Annotated in this window: 22 protein-coding genes, 2 tRNA genes and 1 pseudogene; 19 read left to right on the top strand and 6 right to left on the bottom strand. The window is 53.5% G+C overall.

Going from position 1 to position 21,577, the window contains the following annotated elements; all coding sequences use genetic code 11:
• The first annotated feature begins 167 nt into the window (after positions 1-167).
• The 4 genes from rpsP (at position 168) to trmD (ending at position 2,549) form a co-directional block, all read left to right on the top strand.
• Positions 168-599 carry a 30S ribosomal protein S16 gene (rpsP, locus tag HMPREF2625_RS09340; RefSeq protein WP_013399230.1) on the top strand — a complete coding sequence of 144 codons (432 nt, stop codon included), beginning with the start codon at positions 168-170 and terminating at the stop codon, positions 597-599.
• 2 nt (positions 600-601) lie between these two features.
• Positions 602-844: an RNA-binding protein gene (locus HMPREF2625_RS09335; protein ID WP_004004867.1), complete on the top strand. Its 243-nt coding sequence runs from the start codon at positions 602-604 to the stop codon at positions 842-844.
• 190 nt (positions 845-1,034) lie between these two features.
• Positions 1,035-1,673: a ribosome maturation factor RimM gene (gene rimM / locus HMPREF2625_RS09330; protein WP_070524120.1), complete on the top strand. Its 639-nt coding sequence runs from the start codon at positions 1,035-1,037 to the stop codon at positions 1,671-1,673.
• A gap of 3 nt (positions 1,674-1,676) precedes the next feature.
• A complete protein-coding gene (gene trmD / locus HMPREF2625_RS09325; protein WP_070524118.1) occupies positions 1,677-2,549 on the top strand; it encodes a tRNA (guanosine(37)-N1)-methyltransferase TrmD in 873 nt (290 codons plus the stop codon).
• A 62-nt stretch (positions 2,550-2,611) separates the two neighbouring features.
• Here trmD and HMPREF2625_RS09320 read toward each other — a convergent pair whose 3' ends face one another.
• From HMPREF2625_RS09320 to HMPREF2625_RS09310, 3 genes are all read right to left on the bottom strand, one after another.
• On the bottom strand, positions 2,612-3,250 hold the full coding sequence (locus tag HMPREF2625_RS09320) for a hypothetical protein (RefSeq protein WP_070524115.1): 639 nt from the start codon (positions 3,248-3,250) through the stop codon (positions 2,612-2,614).
• Between the two features lie 15 nt (positions 3,251-3,265).
• Positions 3,266-3,679, bottom strand: a complete 414-nt coding sequence (locus tag HMPREF2625_RS09315; protein WP_070524113.1) for an MmcQ/YjbR family DNA-binding protein — start codon at positions 3,677-3,679, stop codon at positions 3,266-3,268.
• A 98-nt stretch (positions 3,680-3,777) separates the two neighbouring features.
• The gene (locus HMPREF2625_RS09310; protein ID WP_048779201.1) at positions 3,778-4,530 is read right to left on the bottom strand and encodes an MBL fold metallo-hydrolase; all 753 of its coding nucleotides are present in this window, start codon (positions 4,528-4,530) and stop codon (positions 3,778-3,780) included.
• 90 nt (positions 4,531-4,620) lie between these two features.
• On the opposite strand from HMPREF2625_RS09310, the gene HMPREF2625_RS09305 reads away from it, so the two are divergent.
• The 3 genes from HMPREF2625_RS09305 to HMPREF2625_RS09295 all read left to right on the top strand — a co-directional run bounded on the left by HMPREF2625_RS09305 (position 4,621) and on the right by HMPREF2625_RS09295 (position 7,778).
• Positions 4,621-5,226: a CGNR zinc finger domain-containing protein gene (locus HMPREF2625_RS09305; RefSeq protein ID WP_065425815.1), complete on the top strand. Its 606-nt coding sequence runs from the start codon at positions 4,621-4,623 to the stop codon at positions 5,224-5,226.
• Between the two features lie 43 nt (positions 5,227-5,269).
• Positions 5,270-6,949, top strand: a complete 1,680-nt coding sequence (ettA, locus tag HMPREF2625_RS09300; protein ID WP_070524111.1) for an energy-dependent translational throttle protein EttA — start codon at positions 5,270-5,272, stop codon at positions 6,947-6,949.
• 253 nt (positions 6,950-7,202) lie between these two features.
• On the top strand, positions 7,203-7,778 hold the full coding sequence (locus HMPREF2625_RS09295; RefSeq protein WP_006887992.1) for an HdeD family acid-resistance protein: 576 nt from the start codon (positions 7,203-7,205) through the stop codon (positions 7,776-7,778).
• 116 nt (positions 7,779-7,894) lie between these two features.
• On the opposite strand, the gene HMPREF2625_RS09290 is transcribed toward HMPREF2625_RS09295, so the two are convergent.
• Positions 7,895-8,791, bottom strand: a complete 897-nt coding sequence (locus HMPREF2625_RS09290; RefSeq protein ID WP_070524109.1) for an acyl-CoA thioesterase — start codon at positions 8,789-8,791, stop codon at positions 7,895-7,897.
• Between the two features lie 34 nt (positions 8,792-8,825).
• Here HMPREF2625_RS09290 and HMPREF2625_RS09285 point away from each other — a divergent pair, with 34 nt between their 5' ends.
• From HMPREF2625_RS09285 to HMPREF2625_RS09275, 3 genes are read left to right on the top strand one after another with little or no spacing between them, the layout of a single operon-like run.
• Positions 8,826-9,701, top strand: a complete 876-nt coding sequence (locus HMPREF2625_RS09285; RefSeq protein ID WP_070524108.1) for a DUF8185 domain-containing protein — start codon at positions 8,826-8,828, stop codon at positions 9,699-9,701.
• Positions 9,698-10,165 (top strand): globin domain-containing protein, encoded by a 468-nt coding sequence (locus HMPREF2625_RS09280; RefSeq protein ID WP_070524106.1) that lies wholly within the window; start codon positions 9,698-9,700, stop codon positions 10,163-10,165. Before HMPREF2625_RS09285 ends, HMPREF2625_RS09280 begins: the two co-directional genes overlap by 4 nt.
• A gap of 47 nt (positions 10,166-10,212) precedes the next feature.
• Positions 10,213-10,698 (top strand): GNAT family N-acetyltransferase, encoded by a 486-nt coding sequence (locus HMPREF2625_RS09275; RefSeq protein WP_070524104.1) that lies wholly within the window; start codon positions 10,213-10,215, stop codon positions 10,696-10,698.
• A gap of 164 nt (positions 10,699-10,862) precedes the next feature.
• On the opposite strand, the gene pepN is transcribed toward HMPREF2625_RS09275, so the two are convergent.
• Complete coding sequence (gene pepN / locus HMPREF2625_RS09270) at positions 10,863-13,412, bottom strand: aminopeptidase N (protein WP_070524102.1); 2,550 nt, start codon at positions 13,410-13,412, stop codon at positions 10,863-10,865.
• Between the two features lie 155 nt (positions 13,413-13,567).
• Positions 13,568-13,825 carry a hypothetical protein gene (locus HMPREF2625_RS09265; RefSeq protein WP_141745431.1) on the bottom strand — a complete coding sequence of 86 codons (258 nt, stop codon included), beginning with the start codon at positions 13,823-13,825 and terminating at the stop codon, positions 13,568-13,570.
• Between the two features lie 36 nt (positions 13,826-13,861).
• Between HMPREF2625_RS09265 and HMPREF2625_RS09260 the strand changes: the two genes are divergently transcribed.
• The 9 genes and pseudogenes from HMPREF2625_RS09260 (at position 13,862) to HMPREF2625_RS09220 (ending at position 21,546) form a co-directional block, all read left to right on the top strand.
• The gene (locus tag HMPREF2625_RS09260; RefSeq protein WP_070524099.1) at positions 13,862-14,350 is read left to right on the top strand and encodes a ribose-5-phosphate isomerase; all 489 of its coding nucleotides are present in this window, start codon (positions 13,862-13,864) and stop codon (positions 14,348-14,350) included.
• A 245-nt stretch (positions 14,351-14,595) separates the two neighbouring features.
• Positions 14,596-15,480, top strand: a complete 885-nt coding sequence (locus HMPREF2625_RS09255; RefSeq protein ID WP_048779210.1) for an Fpg/Nei family DNA glycosylase — start codon at positions 14,596-14,598, stop codon at positions 15,478-15,480.
• An 81-nt stretch (positions 15,481-15,561) separates the two neighbouring features.
• Positions 15,562-15,632, top strand: a tRNA-Gly gene (locus tag HMPREF2625_RS09250).
• 491 nt (positions 15,633-16,123) lie between these two features.
• Positions 16,124-16,198 (top strand) — tRNA-Pro (locus tag HMPREF2625_RS09245).
• A gap of 96 nt (positions 16,199-16,294) precedes the next feature.
• Complete coding sequence (gene tig / locus HMPREF2625_RS09240) at positions 16,295-17,596, top strand: trigger factor (protein ID WP_048779211.1); 1,302 nt, start codon at positions 16,295-16,297, stop codon at positions 17,594-17,596.
• Between the two features lie 276 nt (positions 17,597-17,872).
• Positions 17,873-18,511, top strand: a complete 639-nt coding sequence (locus HMPREF2625_RS09235; RefSeq protein ID WP_048779213.1) for an ATP-dependent Clp protease proteolytic subunit — start codon at positions 17,873-17,875, stop codon at positions 18,509-18,511.
• 17 nt (positions 18,512-18,528) lie between these two features.
• Positions 18,529-19,203: an ATP-dependent Clp protease proteolytic subunit gene (locus tag HMPREF2625_RS09230; protein WP_048779215.1), complete on the top strand. Its 675-nt coding sequence runs from the start codon at positions 18,529-18,531 to the stop codon at positions 19,201-19,203.
• A gap of 330 nt (positions 19,204-19,533) precedes the next feature.
• Positions 19,534-20,831 (top strand): annotated as a pseudogene (gene clpX / locus HMPREF2625_RS09225) (ATP-dependent Clp protease ATP-binding subunit ClpX).
• Positions 20,832-20,895: 64 nt separating this feature from the next.
• The gene (locus HMPREF2625_RS09220; RefSeq protein WP_048779216.1) at positions 20,896-21,546 is read left to right on the top strand and encodes a mycothiol-dependent nitroreductase Rv2466c family protein; all 651 of its coding nucleotides are present in this window, start codon (positions 20,896-20,898) and stop codon (positions 21,544-21,546) included.
• Positions 21,547-21,577 lie beyond the last annotated feature (31 nt).

The raw sequence follows: 21,577 nt of genomic DNA, 5'->3' as shown, positions 1-21,577 counted from the left end.
TCCGCTAGATTTAAATCGCCCTATTTGTTACCCTATCTGAGTACCCGACATTGCGTGACCCCTCTCTTCGCGCTTTGTTGTGTCCATAGAGACTTCGTGAACGGCCCGCCCCACGGGCGCTGAAGCGCGGTTTCGCACCAAGTATTGAAACAGGAGTAACCACTACAGTGGCTGTTAAAATTCGTCTCAAGCGTATGGGTAAGATCCGCGATCCTCGCTACCGTATTGTGATTGCGGATTCTCGCGTGAAGCGTGATGGTAAGACTATCGAAGAGATCGGTATCTACCACCCGACCGAGCAGCCCTCGCGTATCGAGATTAACTCTGAGCGTGCTCAGTACTGGCTGTCTGTTGGCGCACAGCCGACCGAACAGGTCTTGGCTCTGCTGAAGCTCTCAGGTGACTGGGCAACTTTCAAGGGCGAGAAGGCTGAGAACAGCATCAAGCCCGTTGAGCCTAAGGCTGAGTTCGTTGTCCCCCAGAAGGGTTCCGTTATTCTTCCTGAGGCCATCACCCCCAAGGCCGATAAGGCTGAGGAAGCAACCGAGGAGGCTCCTGCTGAAGCTGAAGCAGAGGCTGCCGAGGAAGCAGCTGAGTAATTATGTTGGCTGATGCACTCGAACACTTGGTTCGAGGGATTGTCGAGCATCCGGACGATGTGAAAGTGCGTTTGCGCCAGCAGCGCCATCGCGAGACGCTGGAGGTTCGGGTACATCCCGATGATTTGGGTCGAGTGATTGGTCGTTCGGGCCGAACCGCTAAGAGCATTCGCACCGTGATGGATGCGATTTCTGAGGGTGATCAGGTTCGGATTGATATTATCGACACCGACAGAAAGCGTTAGCTGATATAGCATCAAGAGCGTTCCACCACCGGCAAGGTGTTGGAACGTTCTGCTTTAAGCGTGAGAATTTTCATCAGGTAATCGCACAGCAGGTGGGCACTTCCAAAGCTTGTGAGAGTCTGCGCTTTTTCGGACCTGCCGGTAGAATATTAGGTGTCTACAAGCCCCAGTTTTCCCAGAGGTTTACAACATGCAGGTTTTGGTTGCGCGTATCGGCAAACCGCACGGTATTCGCGGTGAAGTTACGGTTCAACTCTTCACAGATATCCCCGAGGAGCGCTTTGCCCCCGGAGAAGTTCTCGACTTGGAAAACTTCACCCCGAAAAGCCCTGTGGCTACTGTTGCACCAACGGGAAGGCTTAAAGTGGTGGGGCATCGTTGGAATAAGAAGATTCTGGTGGTGCGTTTTGAGGAAGTCACTACCCGCAACCAAGCGGAAGAGCTGCGGGGCAGCCGCCTGATGTTTGAGGTTCCCGAGGACGAAGATGATGAAGGCTTCTACGAACAGGAACTCGTGAACCTGCCCGTATATCTTCTGATGAAGGTTCCTGAGGGGGAGAACCCCGTCAATAATCCTAAAGCGGGGAAGCCTCTGGGGAAGGTTACCGGTCTGCAGACCATGCCCGCGCAGGATATACTGCTCGTTAAACTTGCTGCCGAGCACGGCGGTGACGAGATTATGATTCCCTTCGTCGAAGAGATCGTTCCTGAAGTTGTGACCACCGCTGAGGACGAACCCGGTTTCGTGCTTCTGACCCCGCCACCCGGTCTTATCAACGTGGCTGAAGCAGAATCTGCTGCATCGAACCCAGAAAATACGGGGGAGTAGCCCGTGCGCTACGACGTTATCACTATTTTTCCCGAGTACCTGACTCCGTTAGACCTCTCGCTGGTAGGGAAAGCCCGCGAAAACGGTTTGGTCGATCTGCGTGTGCATAATCTGCGTGACTATACCTTCGACCGTCACCACACGGTTGATGATACTCCCTACGGCGGTGGTGCCGGTATGGTCATGAAACCGGAACCTTGGGGGCTTGCGCTTGATGAAGTGCTTGTGAATTCACCGCAGCGGGCGGGGGAGGAGCACCACGAAAATAATCGCGATGAGCCGGAAGAACAGCGAGAAAGAGCAGAGGAAAATTCGAGTCCTCAGAAACTCGTGCCTGCGCAGGATAATCGTCCTCTCCTGATTGTTCCTTCCCCGGCAGGCGCGGTTTTTAACCAACAAATGGCTTATGAACTCGCTGAAGAACAGCATATTGCCTTCGCACCCGCGCGCTATGAAGGTATTGACGAGCGTGTGCTCGACTGGGCACAAACCCGCTTCCGCGTGCTTCTCGTCTCGATGGGGGACTATGTGCTCTACGGCGGAGAGGTAGCGGTCATGGCGATGATCGAGGCTATTACTCGACTAATTCCTGGGGCATTGGGAAACCCAGAATCTCTTGCAGAAGAGTCGCACACCGGCGGGCTTTTGGAGTACCCGGTGTATACAAAACCGGCGCAGTGGCGCGACTACGAGGTTCCGCCTATCCTGCTTTCGGGCAATCACGGTGCTATTGCCAGGTGGCGGCGCGAGCAGCAGATTGAACGTACCATGAGCCGCCGCCCCGATCTTTTTGAGGCGTATCCTGAAGAAAATTGGGATAAGAAAGACCGACATTTTCTTGCCGAGCGCGGTGTACATTTCCCTAAATCTCGTTAAGCAAGCTAGACCGGAAGAGCTCTAACACGCAGCACCGTTGCATTCGTTGAAACCCCTTACAGTTAGGGGTTAAAACGTTCAAAGTCGAGAATATCGTAAACAACGGCGCGCCCCTGAATCCAATAAATCTTACTCGGGGCACCCGGATCCTCCGCAGGCTTATACCTACTGCCCAGAGCACGGGAGAGCGAGCCGCGCATCGACAATGATAACGGGCGGTGAGTACTCGTATGCTCGTAGCGGGCAAGATCTAGAGGTTCAGGGTCAGTAAATTCCTCTACCTGAGCGAGAGCAAGCATCCGATCTTCTAAACTACCGTGACGTTCCGCCGAAAAACCGGCATCCAACCAACTATCACGCAACTTGGAAGGCATCAGCTGAGGAACATCATCACGCCTCTCAAAACCGTGCGATTCGGGCGCCGGAATAACCGGCAGATCAGGCTCACGATAGATCATCAAAATTTCCAGCTCACCGCCTAGCTTACGGGCACGCAGAATTTCCTGGCGAATGTGCCGAACCGTTTTCTCAGGGCATGAAAAGCCCCACGGAACCGCAGGAATACCGAGAGCATGCGCCTTCTGAAACCTATCACAGGCGCGCAAGACCACCCCGCCGGTACGTCCATGCGCCATGTATGCATAGTTGTAATCAGCAGAAAGCTTCAGAAAAAGAACGGGATCGCTGGCAGGAATATACATGTGAGCCTGCAGTATCTAATGTTTTTCGGGAACCGGGCGCTCGCGGAATTCGATAGGGCGTTTTGCCTTGGGCAGGGCGTACATAATACGCAGGTAAGCATCTTCAATGAGCTCTTCAAGAAGCTGGCGCGTAACACCCTTGCCTGCGCCGACCGAAATCCAATGCCGTTTATTCATATGCCACCCTGGAATAATGCTTGGGTACATGCGCTGCAGAACCTCGGATTCTTCGGGGTCGGTCTTCAGATTCACGATCGGGTAGCCGATACCGTCCGTGTACATCGCAAAAATTTTGCCGCTAATGCGGTACACCGTATTACGTGGTCCGAAAGGCTGATCGGAGGTCGCCAACGGCATAGTAAGCGCAATCTGATCGACAACCTTATGGAGGTCTTCGGCGGTTATTTCGTGAGAATTCGGTGTACCCATACCTTCGAGTCTAACTGGTCATAAGTGAGCCTTAAAGTGTTCACACAAAAACTGGGGTGTATGCAATAGTCTGCACACACCCCAGAAATCTTAATGATCTACTTATTCATGAGCTTATTGCCAAGTCCCTCTTGGGTAAAGACTCGAATTGTATCTTGCAGATCTTCACCTAAGTGGCCCCAGGAATCAGTGTGAGCAATGTATACACGTTGAGCTCCTAAGAGCTTCGCGGTCTTTGCGGCATTCTCAGCGGTCATGGTCATATCAAACTCCGGACCAATGGGATGGGCTGCCCCTGCAAAAAGAACAGCATCGTCAACGGGGGCAATGCGCTTAGCGATTTCCTCTACAATGTGGAGCTCGGAGTTGTCGCCGGAAATGTATACGGTCGGTTCTCCTTCGGCTTGAAGGAGGAAGCCAATGACAGGACCGGCCTTCTCCTGAATTGCAGGGATATCCGGGCCGTGGAGTGCGGGCATTGCGGTGACAGTAACTTCGGCAGAATCCTTTGACACGATGAAAGTATTCCAAGGTGCCAGGCCGGTGACGTTAGTGAGGCCTTCTTCCTGAAGGTTCTTTTCGCCGTCTTTGGTGGTGATGACGTGACCAACCTCGGGGAGGAGGGCGCGACCACTTGTGTCGAGGTTGTCGGGGTGGGTGTCGTGCGAGAGTAGGACTGCATCGATGGGGAGAACCGACTCAGGGGTGATGGGTGCGCCGGCAGTCTTCTTGAGAACGGTAATGCCCATGTCGTAGTCCTGAGGGGCATCAAAGGTAGGGTCGGTCAGGAAGCGCAAACCCGCGTATTCGATCAGGACGGTAGGGCCGGTGATGACGTTAATCGTAGGCATAAAAATAGTCCTCTCATGGATAAAATATATTTTTGCCGTGATTAACAATAGGGTCATTCATGGAAAAAGGCAAGTGATACCATGAGAAATATGGAAAATTCTCACCGAACCTCCCACCTTCCGGCGGCACCCGGAAGTCAAGAACACCCCTGCATAGCGCTAGCTAATACCCTCCATAAAACACCCGGTGGCGAACAATACGATCTGCTCGCAACCCCAGAAATAGCTACCGAATGGGCGCACGAACACCACATCGTGAATGACTCATATGAATTGCAAGGCTATTGCACCAGCAGATTCATCAGCTTTCGGTACGTCATCAAAGAACTTCTTGACGCGTATCTAAACCAGCGTCCTCCCTACCCGGGTGCGCTTCACGCCGTCAATAAGACAGCACATGAAGCACTCACCATGAACGCTCTAGCTTGGGATACGGAAAACCAGCGGTACACCCGGCGAGTTGAAGACCCCCTCACCCAAGAGGTGGACTATGCAATCGCGCGCATCGCCTACGATGCCATCACATTACTGACTGGCGAAGAAGGAGATAAACTCTCTCAATGCGAAGCTCCTGACTGCGACCGCATAATGCTACGAACCCACGCACGACGTAGGTGGTGCAGCGTACGTTGTGGCGACCGCATCCGAGCTGCCCGCTCCTATGAACGTAAACGCGCACAAGCTGAAGGTGACTAAAAACCGCGTGCGCATCCCAAAAATAGCGGTAGAATAGAACACTATGGCTGAATTTATTTACACGATGACCAAAGCCCGCAAAACTGTGGGTGATAAGGTCATTCTTAACGACGTTTCCATGTCGTTCTTCCCGGGCGCCAAGATTGGTATGGTTGGTCCCAACGGCGCCGGTAAGTCGACCATCCTGAAAATCATGGCTGGCTTGGATCAGCCCTCGAACGGCGAGGCACGCCTCTCGCCCGAATACAGCGTAGGTATTCTGCTTCAGGAACCGCCGCTGAACGAAGAGAAAACCGTGCTCGGCAACGTCGAAGAAGGCGTGGGCGAGATCAAGACGAAGCTGGACCGTTTCAACGAAATTTCCGCGCTCATGGCTGAACCTGACGCCGATTTTGATGCCCTCATGGAAGAAATGGGTAAGCTGCAGGAAGCTATCGATGCCGCAAACGCCTGGGACCTAGACTCCCAGCTGGAACAGGCGATGGAGGCGCTGCGCTGCCCGCCCGCCGACGCCCCCGTCACTCACCTCTCCGGCGGTGAGCGCCGCCGCGTGGCGCTGTGCAAGCTCCTGCTGCAGAAACCAGACCTGCTGCTGCTGGATGAGCCCACCAACCACCTAGATGCTGAGTCGGTGCTGTGGCTTGAGCAGCATCTGCAGTCTTACGAAGGTGCGGTCATTGCGATTACTCACGACCGCTACTTCCTAGACCACGTTGCCGAATGGATCGCCGAGGTTGACCGCGGCAACCTCTACCCTTACGAAGGCAACTACTCCACCTACCTTGAGAAGAAGCGTGCCCGCCTTGAAGTTCAGGGCAAGAAGGACGCGAAACTCGCTAAACGCCTGAACGAAGAACTGGAGTGGGTGCGCTCAAACTCGAAGGGTCGTCAGGCGAAGTCGAAAGCACGTTTGGCGCGTTATGAAGAGATGGCGGCCGAAGCTGAGAAGACCCGCAAACTCGATTTTGAAGAGATTCAAATTCCGCCGGGACCGCGCCTGGGCAACCTGGTGATTGAGGCCGAGAACCTGCAGAAGGGTTTTGACGGGCGCTCGCTCATTAACGGTCTGTCGTTCTCTCTGCCGCGGAACGGCATTGTGGGCGTGATTGGCCCGAACGGTGTGGGTAAATCGACCCTGTTCAAGACCATCGTCGGTTTGGAAGAGCTTGACGGCGGCTCGCTCAAGGTCGGCGAAACCGTGAAGATTTCCTATGTCGATCAGAACCGCTCCAACATTGACCCCGAGAAGAGCCTGTGGGAGGTTGTCTCGGACGGTCTGGACTATATTCAGGTTGGCAATGTTGAGATGCCTTCGCGCGCCTATGTTTCGGCGTTCGGGTTCAAGGGACCGGATCAGCAGAAGAAAGCGGGTGTGCTCTCCGGCGGTGAGCGTAACCGCCTGAATTTGGCGCTGACCCTCAAACAGGGCGGTAACCTGCTGCTGTTGGACGAGCCTACCAACGACCTTGATGTGGAAACCCTGGCGTCGCTTGAGAACGCTCTGCTGGAATTCCCCGGCTGCGCCGTCGTCGTCTCTCACGACCGTTGGTTCCTCGATCGTGTGGCAACCCACATCCTCGCATGGGAAGGCACTGAAGAGAATCCGGATCAATGGTACTGGTTCGAGGGTAACTTCGAGTCCTACGAGAAGAACAAGATAGAACGCCTGGGACCGGAAGCTGCGAAACCGCACCGCGTGGTGCACCGCAAGCTGACCCGGTAGGGTTTTGCACGGTAATAAGCCCCGCCTCCTAACGCTGTTGAAGCGTGCGGAGGCGGGGCTTTGCTGTGCCTGCTGGGGGAGGGGGATATGGTTCCGCTATCTCACGTGTTGCTCCGCTACGTGTTGGCTGTTTGCCGGTAGAAATAGTTCGCCCAGTGGTGACCAATATGTTATGGCGGATTTCACATTCGTGGTTTATAATGGGTATGTGCATAAGTACAACTGACGTATTTGATACGAAGGGTAGAGTATCATGCTTTCAAAATATAACTGGATGTCCTTGGTCACCGGTCTGCTACTGGTTGCAACGGCGATCTACATGTTCGCCAACCCCGCTACTCCGCTGGTAGTTCTGGGTTTTGTATTCTCCATTTCGGTGTTGCTCGGTGGTGTGTTTGAGCTGGTGCGTTACTTCGGTGCCCCGAAGCCGGCACGTACCGGTTGGGACCTGATCAACGGCATCCTGACCGTGGTGGCTGGCCTGATTCTGCTGTCAGCCTCGGCGGGCGCACAGGCGACCTACATCCCAACCATTGTGGGTGTGTGGCTGATTACGTGGGCGCTGATTCGTATGATGACTGCCCAGAGCATGAAATACCTAGACTACGCCGCCGGACGCCAACTGCAGTTCTCTGCTATTGGTTCCCTGATCCTGGGCTTGCTCGTGCTGCTGTTCCCGATGTTCTTCGGTACGGTGGCAGTGTGGCTGATCGCTCTAGCGCTGTTGGTAGCGGGACTTGTATTCATGGGTGACTTCTTCGTTTCCCGCCACACCAAGCGCACCGTGCACATTTCCCCGGACGGTGTGGTTGACGTCGAAGCCCGATAAACACCCGTTAGCGGCGTTGAGCGCATAAACTAGATACAGAAAGACCGTGTGAGACAACCACCTCACACGGTCTTTCTGTATGCTCTGACGTTTTACGCTGTCGCAGCGCCGAAACTCTAGCGGTATTCGGGCAGGCGGAACATCATTTCCTGCGCCACGGTCGCCACCAGCTCACCGGAACGATTGAAAATCGAACCCTGCGCGAGCATCCTGCCACCCTGCGCGCTCGGAGAATCCAGCACGTACAGCAGCCACTCGTCGGCGCGTGCCGAACGGTGGAACCACATCGCGTGATCCAGCGAAGCGCTCTTCAGCCCCGGCTCCAGCCAGAACTTGCCGTGACGGCGCAGGGCCGGCTCCAGCGGCAGGTAATCCGAAGCGTACGCAATAGCGGCGCGGTGCTCCGCCTCCGAGGCCTCAGAACCATCAGCATGCACTAGGCGGTCAAAGGTCTTGAACCACACGCAGGCACGCGGCTGTGTCGAGGAGGCATCCGGCTGAGTGTACAGGGGCGCATCCACGTGGCGCATATCAATCGGGCGTTCCCATGCAACAGCCTGCGCTACCGGATGCGCCACCTCGCCAATGTAGTCGCTCACGCTTGGCAGCCCCTCGGGTTCGGGAACCTGCGGCATCTCAACAGCCGTATGCTCGGGGCCGCGACCGGGCTTCTGAAATGATGCAATCGCAGAGAAAATGGGAATATCGTCCTGAAGCGCCTGAACCCGGCGAGTCGCAAAAGAACGCCCATTATTGAGCTGTTGTGAGGTAAAAATAAGCTCTTTCGTAATATCACCGGGATGTAAAAAATATGCATGAATCGAATGAAGCACCTTATCGGTAACGGTATTATCAGCCGCCATAATAGCCTGAGCGAGCACCTGCCCGCCATAGGTGCGCGGGGTCTCACGGGTTAGCGTCACAGCGGTAAAAGCGTCGTCACCGCCCACCGGCTCAGCGGGGGTCAGGTTCAGCATGGTCATCAAGTTCTGGGTGGGGGTGGGCTTCGTCATTCTTTAATTCTGACACGAAGGGGTAAAGTTGAGGATGATTTATCGAAGAAAATATGCGAGCGAGAGGCAAAACATGACCGATGACCTGCACACATCCGACGCAGCACCTCTGCCAGAACCGGAACCGCAAGAACCTCCACGCTCAGCCACAACCAACACCCGGCGTATAGACCTCAAATACAATCCGCACGAAGGCATCGACGAACCCTACTTTATCTTCCCCAACAACCAGCAAGGTATAGCCGCCGCTGCCGACCTCAGCACCTATATTTCACGCGCACGTTCCCTCGATACCCAAGCGGCAATACGACTTACCGCCCGTGGGAGTGTGCTTGCCGTTTTCGCATGCTCTCTCGCCCCCGAAACCATGCTGGATAACACCCCCACCATTCTGGGGATGCGCGCCCTCAACCTCGCGAAGCCTTCAACCCTTGATATTGTGGTAGATTCAGCCGCCCTGCTCGAACGCCTGGCACGCATTGAAGAATCCGAGATGGTGCTGTATCTGCCGCCCGTTACCGTACACACCGAATGGGCTGGGAAAGCCGCACCCCTGCAAGGATGGGAAAAGCTAGGAACTATTGATGCTGATCAATTCCGCCGCGCCAGCCGTGACGGACTTACCGCCGTCGAAAAAGCACTCCCCGAAAACCCTGGTGCCGCAGTGCTCACCACCGTGCGAACCCGTATCTGGTCATCTCCCATGGTGCTTGAGCACCTGCCGGAGTTTGACCGAACCCCTATACCTACAGGCGCAGCTTTCGCCTTGCAGGTCTTCGGATTCCTCCCCGAAACCTTCACCGGTGAGCTCGCTATATATGCCGCCCGTACTGGTTCCGACGGCTGGGTGCGCATCGCTGCCCCCGGCGGGCATGTGCTAGTGCGTTCGGGCTCGGGAGCGCTCGCATGAGTTATTCTGCAAATCAGCCGGGCGAGCAGGTCAGCATTTACGACCAGGTGGGCGGCGAGGAAACCTTCGATAAGCTCACCCGCAGGTTCTATGCGCTCGTGAAAGCCGACCCCGAGTTTGCTGCCATGTACCCGGATTTTGACCCGTTTCCGCCCGAACACCTCACAGAGGAACAGACCGCCGAGATTGAAGCAAACGATACTGACCACTTCGATGCATCGGCGCGACGGCTGAAACTGTTCCTGATTCAGTACTTTGGCGGGCCCAGCATCTACCAGGAACAGCGAGGTCACCCGCGTTTGCGCATCCGGCATAACCCGTACCCGATCGGTGCGAAGGAACGCGATACCTGGCTGAAATATATGCGGCAGGCAATGGATACCCTCGATCTTCCCATGATGATTGATGCGACTATGTGGGACTATTTCGAGCGTGCGGCACGTGCCATGCAGAACCGGGCATAGTTCAAGACAGCATTGCATTTCAGACGTTGCTTTTATAGGTTGTAACAATGCGTATTGTTTCTTATAGCCCTATATATCGGGAAGCTCTTCTGGAGATTTCACTTCGCGCCTGGGGATCCGTTTTTCCGCGGATACACAACGACGTCCCCGAGTTCGTTTATGATGCTTTCTATCCTCAGGGATGGCAGCAGCGACAGCTTAGCGATTTAGAGGAAGTGCTCGATCAGGAGCCTCAGAATGTGTCTGTTGCGATTGAGGGTGAGCACCCGGTCGCTTGGGTTTGCACACGTATTCACCCCGAGGATCAGATGGGTGAGATTTATGTGATTGCTGTCGATCCCGAGTACCAGCGGCGCGGCGTGGGGCAGCAGCTCATGGAGCACGCCTATGCGCAGATTAAAGACGCCGGGATGCGCATGGTGATGGTCGAAACCGGCGGCGATTCAGGGCACGCACCGGTCCGGGCACTCTATGAATCCGAAGGATTTGTTCGCTGGCCCGTTGCTCGGTATTTCAAGGATCTTAGCGAATAGAACTGTTGCCCAAAACAATAGCTCTCAAGATCCACTTGGCCCAACATAACCCATGGGCGCTAAAAAAGGTTCTTGACGTGAAATAAGCGTAATTTTCGCGGTTTGTTTCACATCAAGAACCTTTTTATATAGGTTGGGGACAGCAAGCTTAGGGGATTATTGCCCTAAACGTCAGCCGCCTGAACCTTCAAGGCACGAGCCACGCCATCGCGCGCCTCCGCAATCTGTCGTCGCAGAGCCGCCGCATCCTCAGGCAAAGACGCTAAATAGGTTTCGGTGCGTTCCAGCAGTTCGGCGGTGGGTTCCGAAGGGTACATGCCGCCAATAATCTGCATCGAAATCTCGTGTGACCGCGAACGCCAAATGCCCTCAATTAGCTCAAAATACGGTTCAATGTACGGCGCAATGAGCTCGGGCTCGCCCGATTTGAAACCGAAAATGGCGTAGCGCTGAATCATATTAGACAGCTCGCCGGTTACCATAATCTTGTTCCAGTACTCGGCTTTCACCTGTTCACTCGGCTGAGACGCATATGCCTGGGCCGCATACTGTTGACCGGTTGCCGTGTTATCGTTCGCCGCCTCAGCATCGATCTGCGTGGCGCTCACACGGCCACCCGTCGCCAGGCGGCAGATTAGGGTCCACCGCAAATCGGTGTCAATCTCCAAGCCATCCAGCACAATATCGCCCTCAAAAAGCCGCTGCACAATCTCATACTGCGCCTCGGTTCGGGTCTGGTTCACAAACGCCTGAACCAGCTGCAGCTGCGAGTCTGAATCCGGCTGAGCGGCGCAAGCCAACGACCACAGGCGATCGGCGGCACGTTCACGAGTTTCATCCCTAAACTCAGGATTAACAAAGGAACGCAGAGCAATGGAGAGGTTACCCAGCTGGGTTCGCAATGCAGTTGAATTGGTCTCTTTGCCAATATTGTTGAGCACAAATTCTACATACTGCCGCGCGGGCATCTGGGCGTCACGCACAGTATCCCAGAGGGAACCCCAGACCACGCCGCGAGCCACCGACGAATCGATGTCGCCCAGATGCTTCACCGCAGTATCAATAGAACGCTCATCCAGGCGAACCTTGGCAAACGCCAAATCTTCATCATTGAGCAGAATCAGGTCGGGGCGTTTCTTGCCTACGGCCTCGGCAACCTCGGTCAGCTCGCCGTCAATATCCAGCTCAATGCGGTCGGTGCGAGTAAGCTTTCCGTCTGTCAGATTGTAGAAACCGATAACTGCGCGATGCGGGCGCAGCGTCTCATAACCGGCAGCATAGGATTGGCGGATACCAAGAGAAGTAATAGTGCCCTCGGCATCATCGGCGACCTCGACCGTAAGCGTGTTTACCCCTGCGGTTTCAAGCCACTTGGCGCTCCACGCGCGTACATCACGGCCGGAAGTCTCTTCCAGCTCGACCAGCAGGTCGTCAAGAACCGTGTTACCCCAAGCGTGCTTGTCAAAATACTTCTTCAAGGCCGCCATGAAGTTTTCCTGACCAACCCACGCAACCATCTGCCGCAGTACCGATGCGCCCTTCGCGTAGGTAATGCCGTCAAAGTTCACCTGAACATCATGAAGGTCACGAATCTCAGCCACAATTGGGTGGGTTGAGGAGAGCTGATCCTGCCTATACGCCCAGGTTTTTTCGGAAGCCGAGAACGTAGCCCATGCTTCCTGTGCGTATCGGGTATTCTCAGCCGCAGCCAGTGTAGACATAAACTCGGCAAATGACTCGTTCAGCCACAGGTCATTCCACCACTTCATGGTGACCAAATCACCAAACCACATATGCGCAAGCTCGTGAAGTATCGTAATGGCGCGGCGCTCACGCAGCGCCTCTGCAACCTTGGAACGGAACACATAGGTTTCAAGATAGGTTACGCACCCTGCGTTTTCCATAGCACCCGCATTGAATTCGGGGACGAAGAGCTGATCGTACTTCTCGAAAGGATACGGCGTCTTGAACTGCTCCTCATAAAACTCGAAACCCTGGCGAGTCAGCTCAAAAATATCGTCCGCATCTACATAGGGCATCAGCGATTTACGCGCGTAAACACCCAGCGGAATAACACGCCCCTCAGAATTCGTCAGTTCGCTCGTAACCTTCTCATATGGGCCCGCCACGACGGCTGTAATGTACGAAGACATACGCGGGGTAGGCTTGAAATACCATGTTTGCGCCCGACCGCAGCCGCAGTCCTTGGGTTCAATCTTCACCTCGGGCTGGTTAGAAACCACAACCCAGTGCGAAGGAACACGCACGCTGAACTCAAACTCGGCCTTCAAATCTGGCTGCTCAAATACAGGGAAAACACGGCGAGAATCCGGAACCTCGAACTGTGAGTACAGATAAATTTCACCGTCTGCCGGGTCCACAAAACGATGCAAACCTTCACCGGTATTTGTATAGAACATCTCTGCATCGATCTTCAGAACATTCTGCGCTGCAAGATTTGGCAGAGTAATGCGCTCCCCATCGGCAAGAGCAGGATCAAGCCGCTCGCCGTTTAATTCAATCGAATTTACCTGAGAGGTAATAGCGTCAATAAACGTGGATGCGCCAGGCTCAGCATCGAACCGAATCTCAACAATCGACGAGAAAACATCTTTGTCTGTGCGAAGGTCGAGATCAACACGGTAGGTGTGAACCCGCTTAATAATTCCCGCACGCTCAATCGCCTCATCGCGGGTTAAATTTAGACCGGGCATGATTCCCTTTCTCGATATGTGTTTATAAATCTTCCTGTAGTGTTTTGCAGCGGACCTACCAGGAGAAACAGCGCAAAACTAAGTTCAAGAATATGGGCATCAAACAAACTCAGATATGTGTATGTGCCCCGACAAAAAGTGCCTAGTACCACAGTCTAACGCATCCCGTCAGAGAGCACATTATTACTCATCACATGCGCAAAATACGTGTCGATGGTAAGGGCAGGTGTGGGCAGAAAAATATGTGCCGAAATAATACCTGCCATTGCCCCGATACCGGTTACAGGAATAAGTTTAAATTCGCTACAGTTATAGAGACACAACAGCTGAGGGCGCCCAGAATAGAGACGACTATCGCCGTGCACATTTCGGGAAGCCAGTCCACCACTCACTGCAAAGATATAAATATCCACGCTGTGAGCGCCACGGAACACCATCAGGAGAACCCCTTGCGCGTACATATCGCCACCGACCATGCAGGTCTTGAGACGAGTCAATACCTGATCGAACAGCTCACCGCCGCAGGATACGACATGATTGATCACGGGCCCCAAGAGTACGACCCGCTGGACGACTACCCAAGTTTCTGCATTAACGCTGCTCTTGCCGTTAAACGAGACCGTGAGCAGGGGCTTGACTCACTGGGCATCGTGCTAGGCGGTTCTGGCAATGGTGAGCAGATTGCCGCTAATAAAGTAGAAGGAATTCGCGCCGCACTGGCCTGGAATAACGATACTGCCGCCCTTGCCCGCCAACACAATAATGCCCAGGTCATTGCGGTCGGTGGTCGTCAGCACAGCAACGAAGAGGCGCTAGAGATTATCAAGGTTTTCCTCTCTACCCCGTGGACGAACGAAGAACGTCACGCCCGCCGCATCGGTCAGGTTGCCGAATACGAGCGAACCGGTCGTATTGAAGGTAAGCATATCGACGCATAGCAACGTAGATCAGTAAGCCACAGATTTTTTATTTTTATACGGATGCGGCAGCAGCGTACCCCGAAACATCGGGGAATAACAAATGTCGCTGCATTCGCCGTTTAGTTTATAGGTGTATGAAACACCCCCAAGGCGCCGTCCGAATGATATGCGGTGTACCGTATTAAAGGTGCGGCTTCTAAAGTTTAGACCCCAGATGCATGCACCAAAATACAACCACAGACACGCGTTCGCAGGAGAATCCCATGCCCGAAGGACACTCAATACATCGTATCGCCCGCCAATTCAACGATGTTTTCACGGGGGAGAGCGTGCGAGTCTCAAGTCCACAGGGGCGTTATACGGATGGCGCAGCCCTTCTTGACGGAGCCAGCGTTCTCAACGCATATGCGCACGGTAAGCATCTCTTCGTGCCCTTCAACAATGAGCTGACCCTCAACGTGCACCTTGGCATTTATGGCAACTGGAGCTTTGGAGGGGACGAAACCTTTACGGGTGCATCCAGCATAGGCGCACCCCGGAAGATCGGCGAAAAAGAATATACGGCGGGGGAGGCCGAAGAATATACCGGACCGCCCGCGCCGAAAGGCACTACCCGGTGCCGCATCGTTTCAGAACACGGTTGGGCTGACCTCGTTGGTCCCACTATCTGCCGAACCTTAAATCCAGACGAAGTTGCTCAGGTACGCTCCAAACTTGGGCCAGATCCTCTCAACACCGATGCAAATCCCGAACGTTTCTATGCAGCAGCCCGCAAAAGCTCAAGGCCTATCGGCGTGATCCTCATGGATCAGGCCGCTATCTCAGGCGTGGGCAATATTTTCCGTGCCGAATCGCTTTACCGCCAAGAAATAGATCCTCTTCGCCCCGGTAAAACTCTCACCGATGATGAGCTGAGTAGACTCTGGGAAGATAACAAACATCTGCTCACCATCGGCGTGCGTGTCGGCCGCATCATCACCACCGAACAAAAGGACCGCCCGGGAATCCATGAAACCGAAGCCTGGCCTGAGCATGCTAACTACGTTTACCAGCACCACGGAGAACCCTGCCCCCGATGCGGCACCACCATTCGTATGGAGGAAATCGCGGGCCGTAAACTCTATTGGTGCCCTGGATGCCAGAAATAGCGTTAGCTACGGTCCCTGCAAACGATGCGCGCCGAACTTGACAGTCTCCAGCACAGGCAGGTAATCTTATCTAGTTCTTGCGGGGATGTAGCTTAATGGTAAAGCCTCAGTCTTCCAAACTGATGACGCGGGTTCGATTCCCGTCATCCCCTCGGTATACATAAAACGCCTTGGTGCTTCGCACTGGGGCGTTTTCCTTATGCCGAGGATCTGAGGCGGGAATCGCTGACGGGCACGGATTTGGTGCCTCGTTTGCTCAGAATACGTACCCTTCAGCTCGTCACCCCCTCTCGGGAATAAAAATATCTTAGTGTTTTCGCGCTGGGTTGTTTTACTGAAAGGACAAAACAGGGATCTCTTACAGGTTTTTTAATCTCTCGCCAAAGAGCCGATTGTATCCATCCTGGTATTGAATTAGAAAAATTTCTGAATACAAGGAGCCTATTTAACGCGGCAATCCGATGAGACTAGGACGTGCAGAAGCGTCTGAATAAGCCAGCATGCATGATAGATGGGCGTACTCAGATAATTCCTCAGAAAGACTTAAGGTTTTCGTGTTCTAAATTAGACATTCGAATGTTAGGCATTTATCCTTGTACACGGTAAACTTAAAAACCGAATGCCTAAAAGCATTCGCGTTTCACGGGGCGTGGCGTAGCTTGGCTAACGCGCCTGCTTTGGGAGCAGGAGATCGCAGGTTCGAATCCTGTCGCCCCGACGTGAAGCGGGCGTCGCATATGCGGCGCCCTTTTCCAGTAACCAACTGCGGTTCACAGGCTTGTGCCGCATTCGACTATATGAGGAGAACACGGACGTGAAGACCGCCGTCGAGAAGCTCAACCCGACCCTCGCGAAGATCGAGGTCGAGGTTCCCTTCGCAGAGTTCAAGTCCTACCTGGACCGCACCTATAAGAACCTGGCTCAGCAGATTAACGTTCCTGGGTTCCGTAAGGGCAAGCTGCCTAAGCAGCTCATTGAGCAGCGCACAGGTTACGACTACATTGTCGAAGCATCTCTGAACGACGCCTTGAATGACTTCTACTCACAGGCATTGGGCGAGAACGAGCTCTCCCCGCTGGCACAGCCCGAACTTGATGTGCAGAGCCAGCCCACGGTGAACGACCGTGAAGCAGACGTGAAGCTGAACATCACCGTGACCGTTCGTCCTGAAATTGAGCTTCCCAACTATGAGGGTATCGAGGTTGAGGTTGACGAAATCAAGGTTACTGCAGAAGACGAAGAGCAGGCTCTCGAAGCTCTGCGTGAGCGTTTTGGTACCTTGAAGAACGTTGAGCGTCCCGCAGCTAAGAATGATTTTGTCACCATTGACATCACCGCTGAAATCGATGGTCAGGAAATTGACGCAGCAAACGACCTGTCTTACCAGATCGGTTCCGGCACCATGGTGGACGGTATTGATGAGGCCCTGATCGGCCTGTCTGCAGGCGAAGATGCAACTTTCGAGACCACGCTTTCCGGCGGCGATCACGCGGGGGAGGATGCAACCATTAAGGTGAAGCTCTCCGCCGTTAAGGAGCGTGAGCTTCCTGAGGTTGACGACGAGTTCGCGCAGCTTGCCTCTGAGTTCGATACTGTTGATGAGCTCAAAGCAGACATGAAGAACCAGGTTGCCGAGGCCAAGGTCTCCGAGCAGGGTGCGCAGGCACGCGATAAGGTGCTGGCTAAGCTCATCGAAATGGTTGAGGTTCCCGTACCTGAAAAGGTCATTGAAGAACAGCTGGAGCAGCACTTCAACAACCCCGAAGCCGGTGAAGACCACGACACCGAAGAGCACCGTCAGGAAGTTCGTGAGAACACCGAAAGCGCCTTTAAGAATGAGATGGTGCTTGATGCTATTGCTGATGCTGAAGAAGTTGAAGTAAACCAGAATGAGATGATCAACTACATCATCACCATGAGCTCGCAGTACGGCATGGATCCGAACCAGTTCGCACAGATGCTTGACGGTTCCGGCCAGGCTGGAATGCTTGTGGGCGAGGTACGCCGCTCCAAGGCTCTAGGCGAAGTTCTTAAGAAGGCTGTCGTCAAAGATACTAAGGGTAAGGCTGTAGACCTTTCCAAGTTCCTCTCTGAAGGTGAAGAAGACGAGAAGTAGTCCTTCTCGCCGCAGATACCTATAACAGATGCGGGCGTGCATGCGCAGGAAAGAATCCTGCGGTGCACGCCCGCATTGTTGTGTTAAGTTTTGGCACACGCTCCAACAGCGGAAATGGATATGATGTGCTGAGGGCTGAGTGACGTTCGCCCTTTGGCGAACTACGGCGAAACTCCGCCCGAATACAGTCATGACCCGGTATTGTAGTAGCAATGAATATTTTCACGGGCCCGCATGGTAGGGAGCGCGTGAAACCCATCGAGAAGAAGAGGGAAGATGTCTAGCTACATGCCTCTGCCTATTGGATCTGGGAATAACACCCCGACTATGGCTGCTAACCCCGTCACAGGGCAGGAAGATTACGTCTATAATCGCCTGCTTAAGGAACGTATTATTTGGCTGGGGTCTGAAGTAAGGGACTCAAACGCAAACTTAATTTGTTCACAGATGTTGTTGCTATCGGCTGAAGATCCCGAGGCAGATATTTACCTGTACATTAACTCTCCCGGTGGCTCGGTGACCGCTGGCATGGCTATTTACGACACAATGCAGCTTATCCCGAATGACGTGGTGACCGTAGTAACCGGTATGGCTGCATCTATGGGGCAGTTCCTTCTGACAGCAGGTGCCATGGGCAAACGCTATGCGACCCCCAACGCCCGAATCCTGATGCACCAGCCGCTTGGTGGTATTGGTGGTACCGCATCCGACATCCGTACTCAAGCAGAACTCATCTTAGATATGAAAAAACGTCTGGCAGAGATCACGGCTGAACGTACCGGTAAAAGCCTTGAGACCATTCTGAAAGATAATGACCGTGATAACTGGTTTACTGCTGAAGAAGGCTTGGAATACGGCTTCTTCGATCACATCGCACTATCCACTGGCGGTAATCTGACCGCCGAGGGTAAGTAAAGAGGGGAAATACACATATGAACTACCTACCTCAAGATTCTGCACCGCAGATGCCCTCGAACCGTTACGTGCTCCCCAGCTTTGAGGAACGTACCCCCTACGGTTATAAGCGTCAAGATCCGTACGCCAAGCTATTTGAGGATCGCATTATTTTCTTGGGAACCCAAGTCGATGACGCTTCGGCAGATGATATTATGGCCCAGCTTCTCGTACTTGAGGCCCAAGACCCCGACCGCGATATTACCCTGTACATCAACTCTCCCGGTGGTTCTTTTACGGCAATGACCGCCATCTATGACACTATGCAGTTTATTCGCCCTGAGATTCAGACCGTATGCTTAGGTCAGGCGGCATCGGCTGCGGCAGTGCTTTTGGCTGCTGGAACCCCGGGTAAGCGTTTGGCTCTTCCGAATGCTCGCGTGCTTATTCACCAACCCGCCCTGAGCGGTCAGCAAGGCGGACAGGCCTCTGACCTTGAGATTCACGCGAACGAAGTTATGCGTATGCGTGAGTGGACTGCACAAACCCTGGCTCTGCACTCCGGCAAGACCTATGAGGAAGTTGACCGTTCGATCGAGCGCGATAATATCCTGACTGCTGCCGAAGCTCAGGAGTACGGCTTGGTAGATAAGGTACTGGATTCGCGTAAACTTAACAAGCCTGCTACCAATACTGCTACGTCGCACGATTAGAAATATGAGTGTAGTCCTTTCTGTTGTCTAAACGTATATACGATTATTAGGTGCCGCATACTCAAAATTAAGGATGCGGCACCTATACGTTATACCCCAAAAAGTACATAAAACCTCAAGTTACACAGCGTCATAATTGTCAAATTACATCGAATACGACACGCCGCATCGCAGTGACAGCCTGTCTTCACACCTCAGCGAAAAACTAGGGTAGCCTGGTAACAAGCACCTTGTGATAGCTTGCAAACACTCGTAGAAAGGAGAGAGCGCGTGGCTAACACCGACAACACCGGTGGTACGGAAGAAAACAAGAAAACTGTTGCTCCGGGTATGCGTTGCTCATTCTGTTCTAAGACGCGTACCCAGGTTTTCAAGATTGTGATCGGTCCGCATGTCTCCATTTGCGATGAATGTATTGCACTATGCAACGAGATTTTGCATGAGGAACGGCAAAAAACAAAGAAGCCGCAGACCAAAAAGATCAAGAAACTCGCTACTCCTCGCGAGATTTACAGCTATCTGCATGATTATGTGATCGGTCAAGATTCTGCAAAACGCACCTTGGCGGTGGCGGTCTATAACCACTACAAGCGCATCCATGACTTAAACAATCCGGTACTTCACTCCCGAACCCTTTCGGCAACTGCGGGTGAATCCGTAGACCTGGGAAAATCTAATATTCTAATGATTGGTCCTACCGGCAGCGGAAAAACTTATCTTGCGCAGTCTCTTGCAAAGAAGCTTGATGTTCCTTTCGCCATTGTCGATGCTACTACGCTCACCGAAGCTGGGTACGTTGGCGACGATGTCGAGAATATTCTGCTTCGACTCATTAATGCTGCCGACGGTGATGTCGAGAAGGCGCAGAACGGCATTATCTATATTGACGAAATCGATAAGATTGCCCGCAAAGGCGGAGAAAACCTATCTATTACCCGCGATGTCTCGGGGGAAGGCGTGCAGCAAGCGCTTTTGAAGATTATTGAAGGTACTCTGGCAACGGTTCCTCCAGAGGGTGGGCGTAAACATCCGGCACATACCAATCTTGAGATTGAAACCTCAAATATATTCTCTTCATTGTCGCTGGTGCTTTCGATGGGCTGGAAGACAGGATCCTAGCCCGCACCGATCGAACCAGCATAGGCTTTGGGGCCGAGCTGACCGCCGCACCGGATACTGATCAGACGCTTTCGCAGATCATGCCCGAAGATCTGACCCACTACGGTATCATCCCTGAGCTAATCGGTCGTTTGCCTGTGATCTCTACGTTGAAAGAACTCACCACCGAAGAGCTTGAACAGATTCTTACGAAGCCTAAAAATGCTTTGCTGAAGCAGTATAAGCATCTCTTTGCGCTTGATGGCGTTGAGCTTATCTTTGAAGATGATGCTTTGCACGCGGTCGCCGAGCTCGCAGAAACCCGTAAGACCGGGGCACGCGGGCTACGCTCCATGATGGAGGGTATTCTGCAGCCAATTATGTTTGAGGTTCCTGACCGTCAGGACGTTACCACCGTGGTAATCACAGAAGATACCGTGCGCACCGGTGCTGAGCCCGTATACGTTCTTGAAGCTGATGAAAAGTCCTCTAAGAGTGCTCGTACTCGTGCCAAGAAGAAGGCTGCGTAGGTTATTCGTGCAGGTGAGAACCTGGCGGAATATTGGAGGTCTCGATGAGGTTTGAACTTATACAATGATGAAAGGAAATACCCTCGTGACAACAACCGTTGATTTTTGGTTCGACCCTACCTGCCCGTGGTGTTGGATTACCTCGCGCTGGATTGGCGAGGTGCAGAAGGTGCGTGATATTCAGGTGCATTGGCGCCCATTCTCACTCGCTGTTCTGAATGAAGGACGCGAGCTTGATCCTGGATACCGCGCTATGATCGACAACACCTGGGGCCCCGCCCGTGTAGTGGCTGCCGCCCGCGAACTCCACGGTGACGACGTTTTGAAGGCTCTCTACGATGCTCTGGGCGAGCAGATCCACCATCAGAAGAACATCTCTGAAGGAGACAAATTTTTGCCTGCTATTGAGGAAGCTCTCAAAGAAGCGAATTTGCCTGCGGACCTGATTCAGTACGCTACCACCGACGAATACGATACGCAGTTACGCGCCTCGACAGCAGAGGCGCTTGATAAGGTCGGCGATGATGTTGGCGTGCCGCTTCTTGCGATTAACGATGTAGCTTTCTTCGGTCCCGTGCTCTCGCCCTCACCGCATGGTGAAGAAGCCGGCAAGGTCTTTGACGGTGCCGTAGCAATGGCATCGTATCCTGGGTTCTTTGAGCTCAAGCGCAGTCGTACCGTGGGACCTATCTTCCACGGTGAAGATGGGCAGTAGATTTACCATGTACTATAGCTGAGCCGTTACG

It is taken from the genome of Rothia sp. HMSC064D08 (assembly GCF_001809525.1).
In the GTDB taxonomy this organism is placed as follows: domain Bacteria; phylum Actinomycetota; class Actinomycetes; order Actinomycetales; family Micrococcaceae; genus Rothia; species Rothia dentocariosa.
This window is presented reverse-complemented; position numbering and strand designations above follow the sequence as displayed.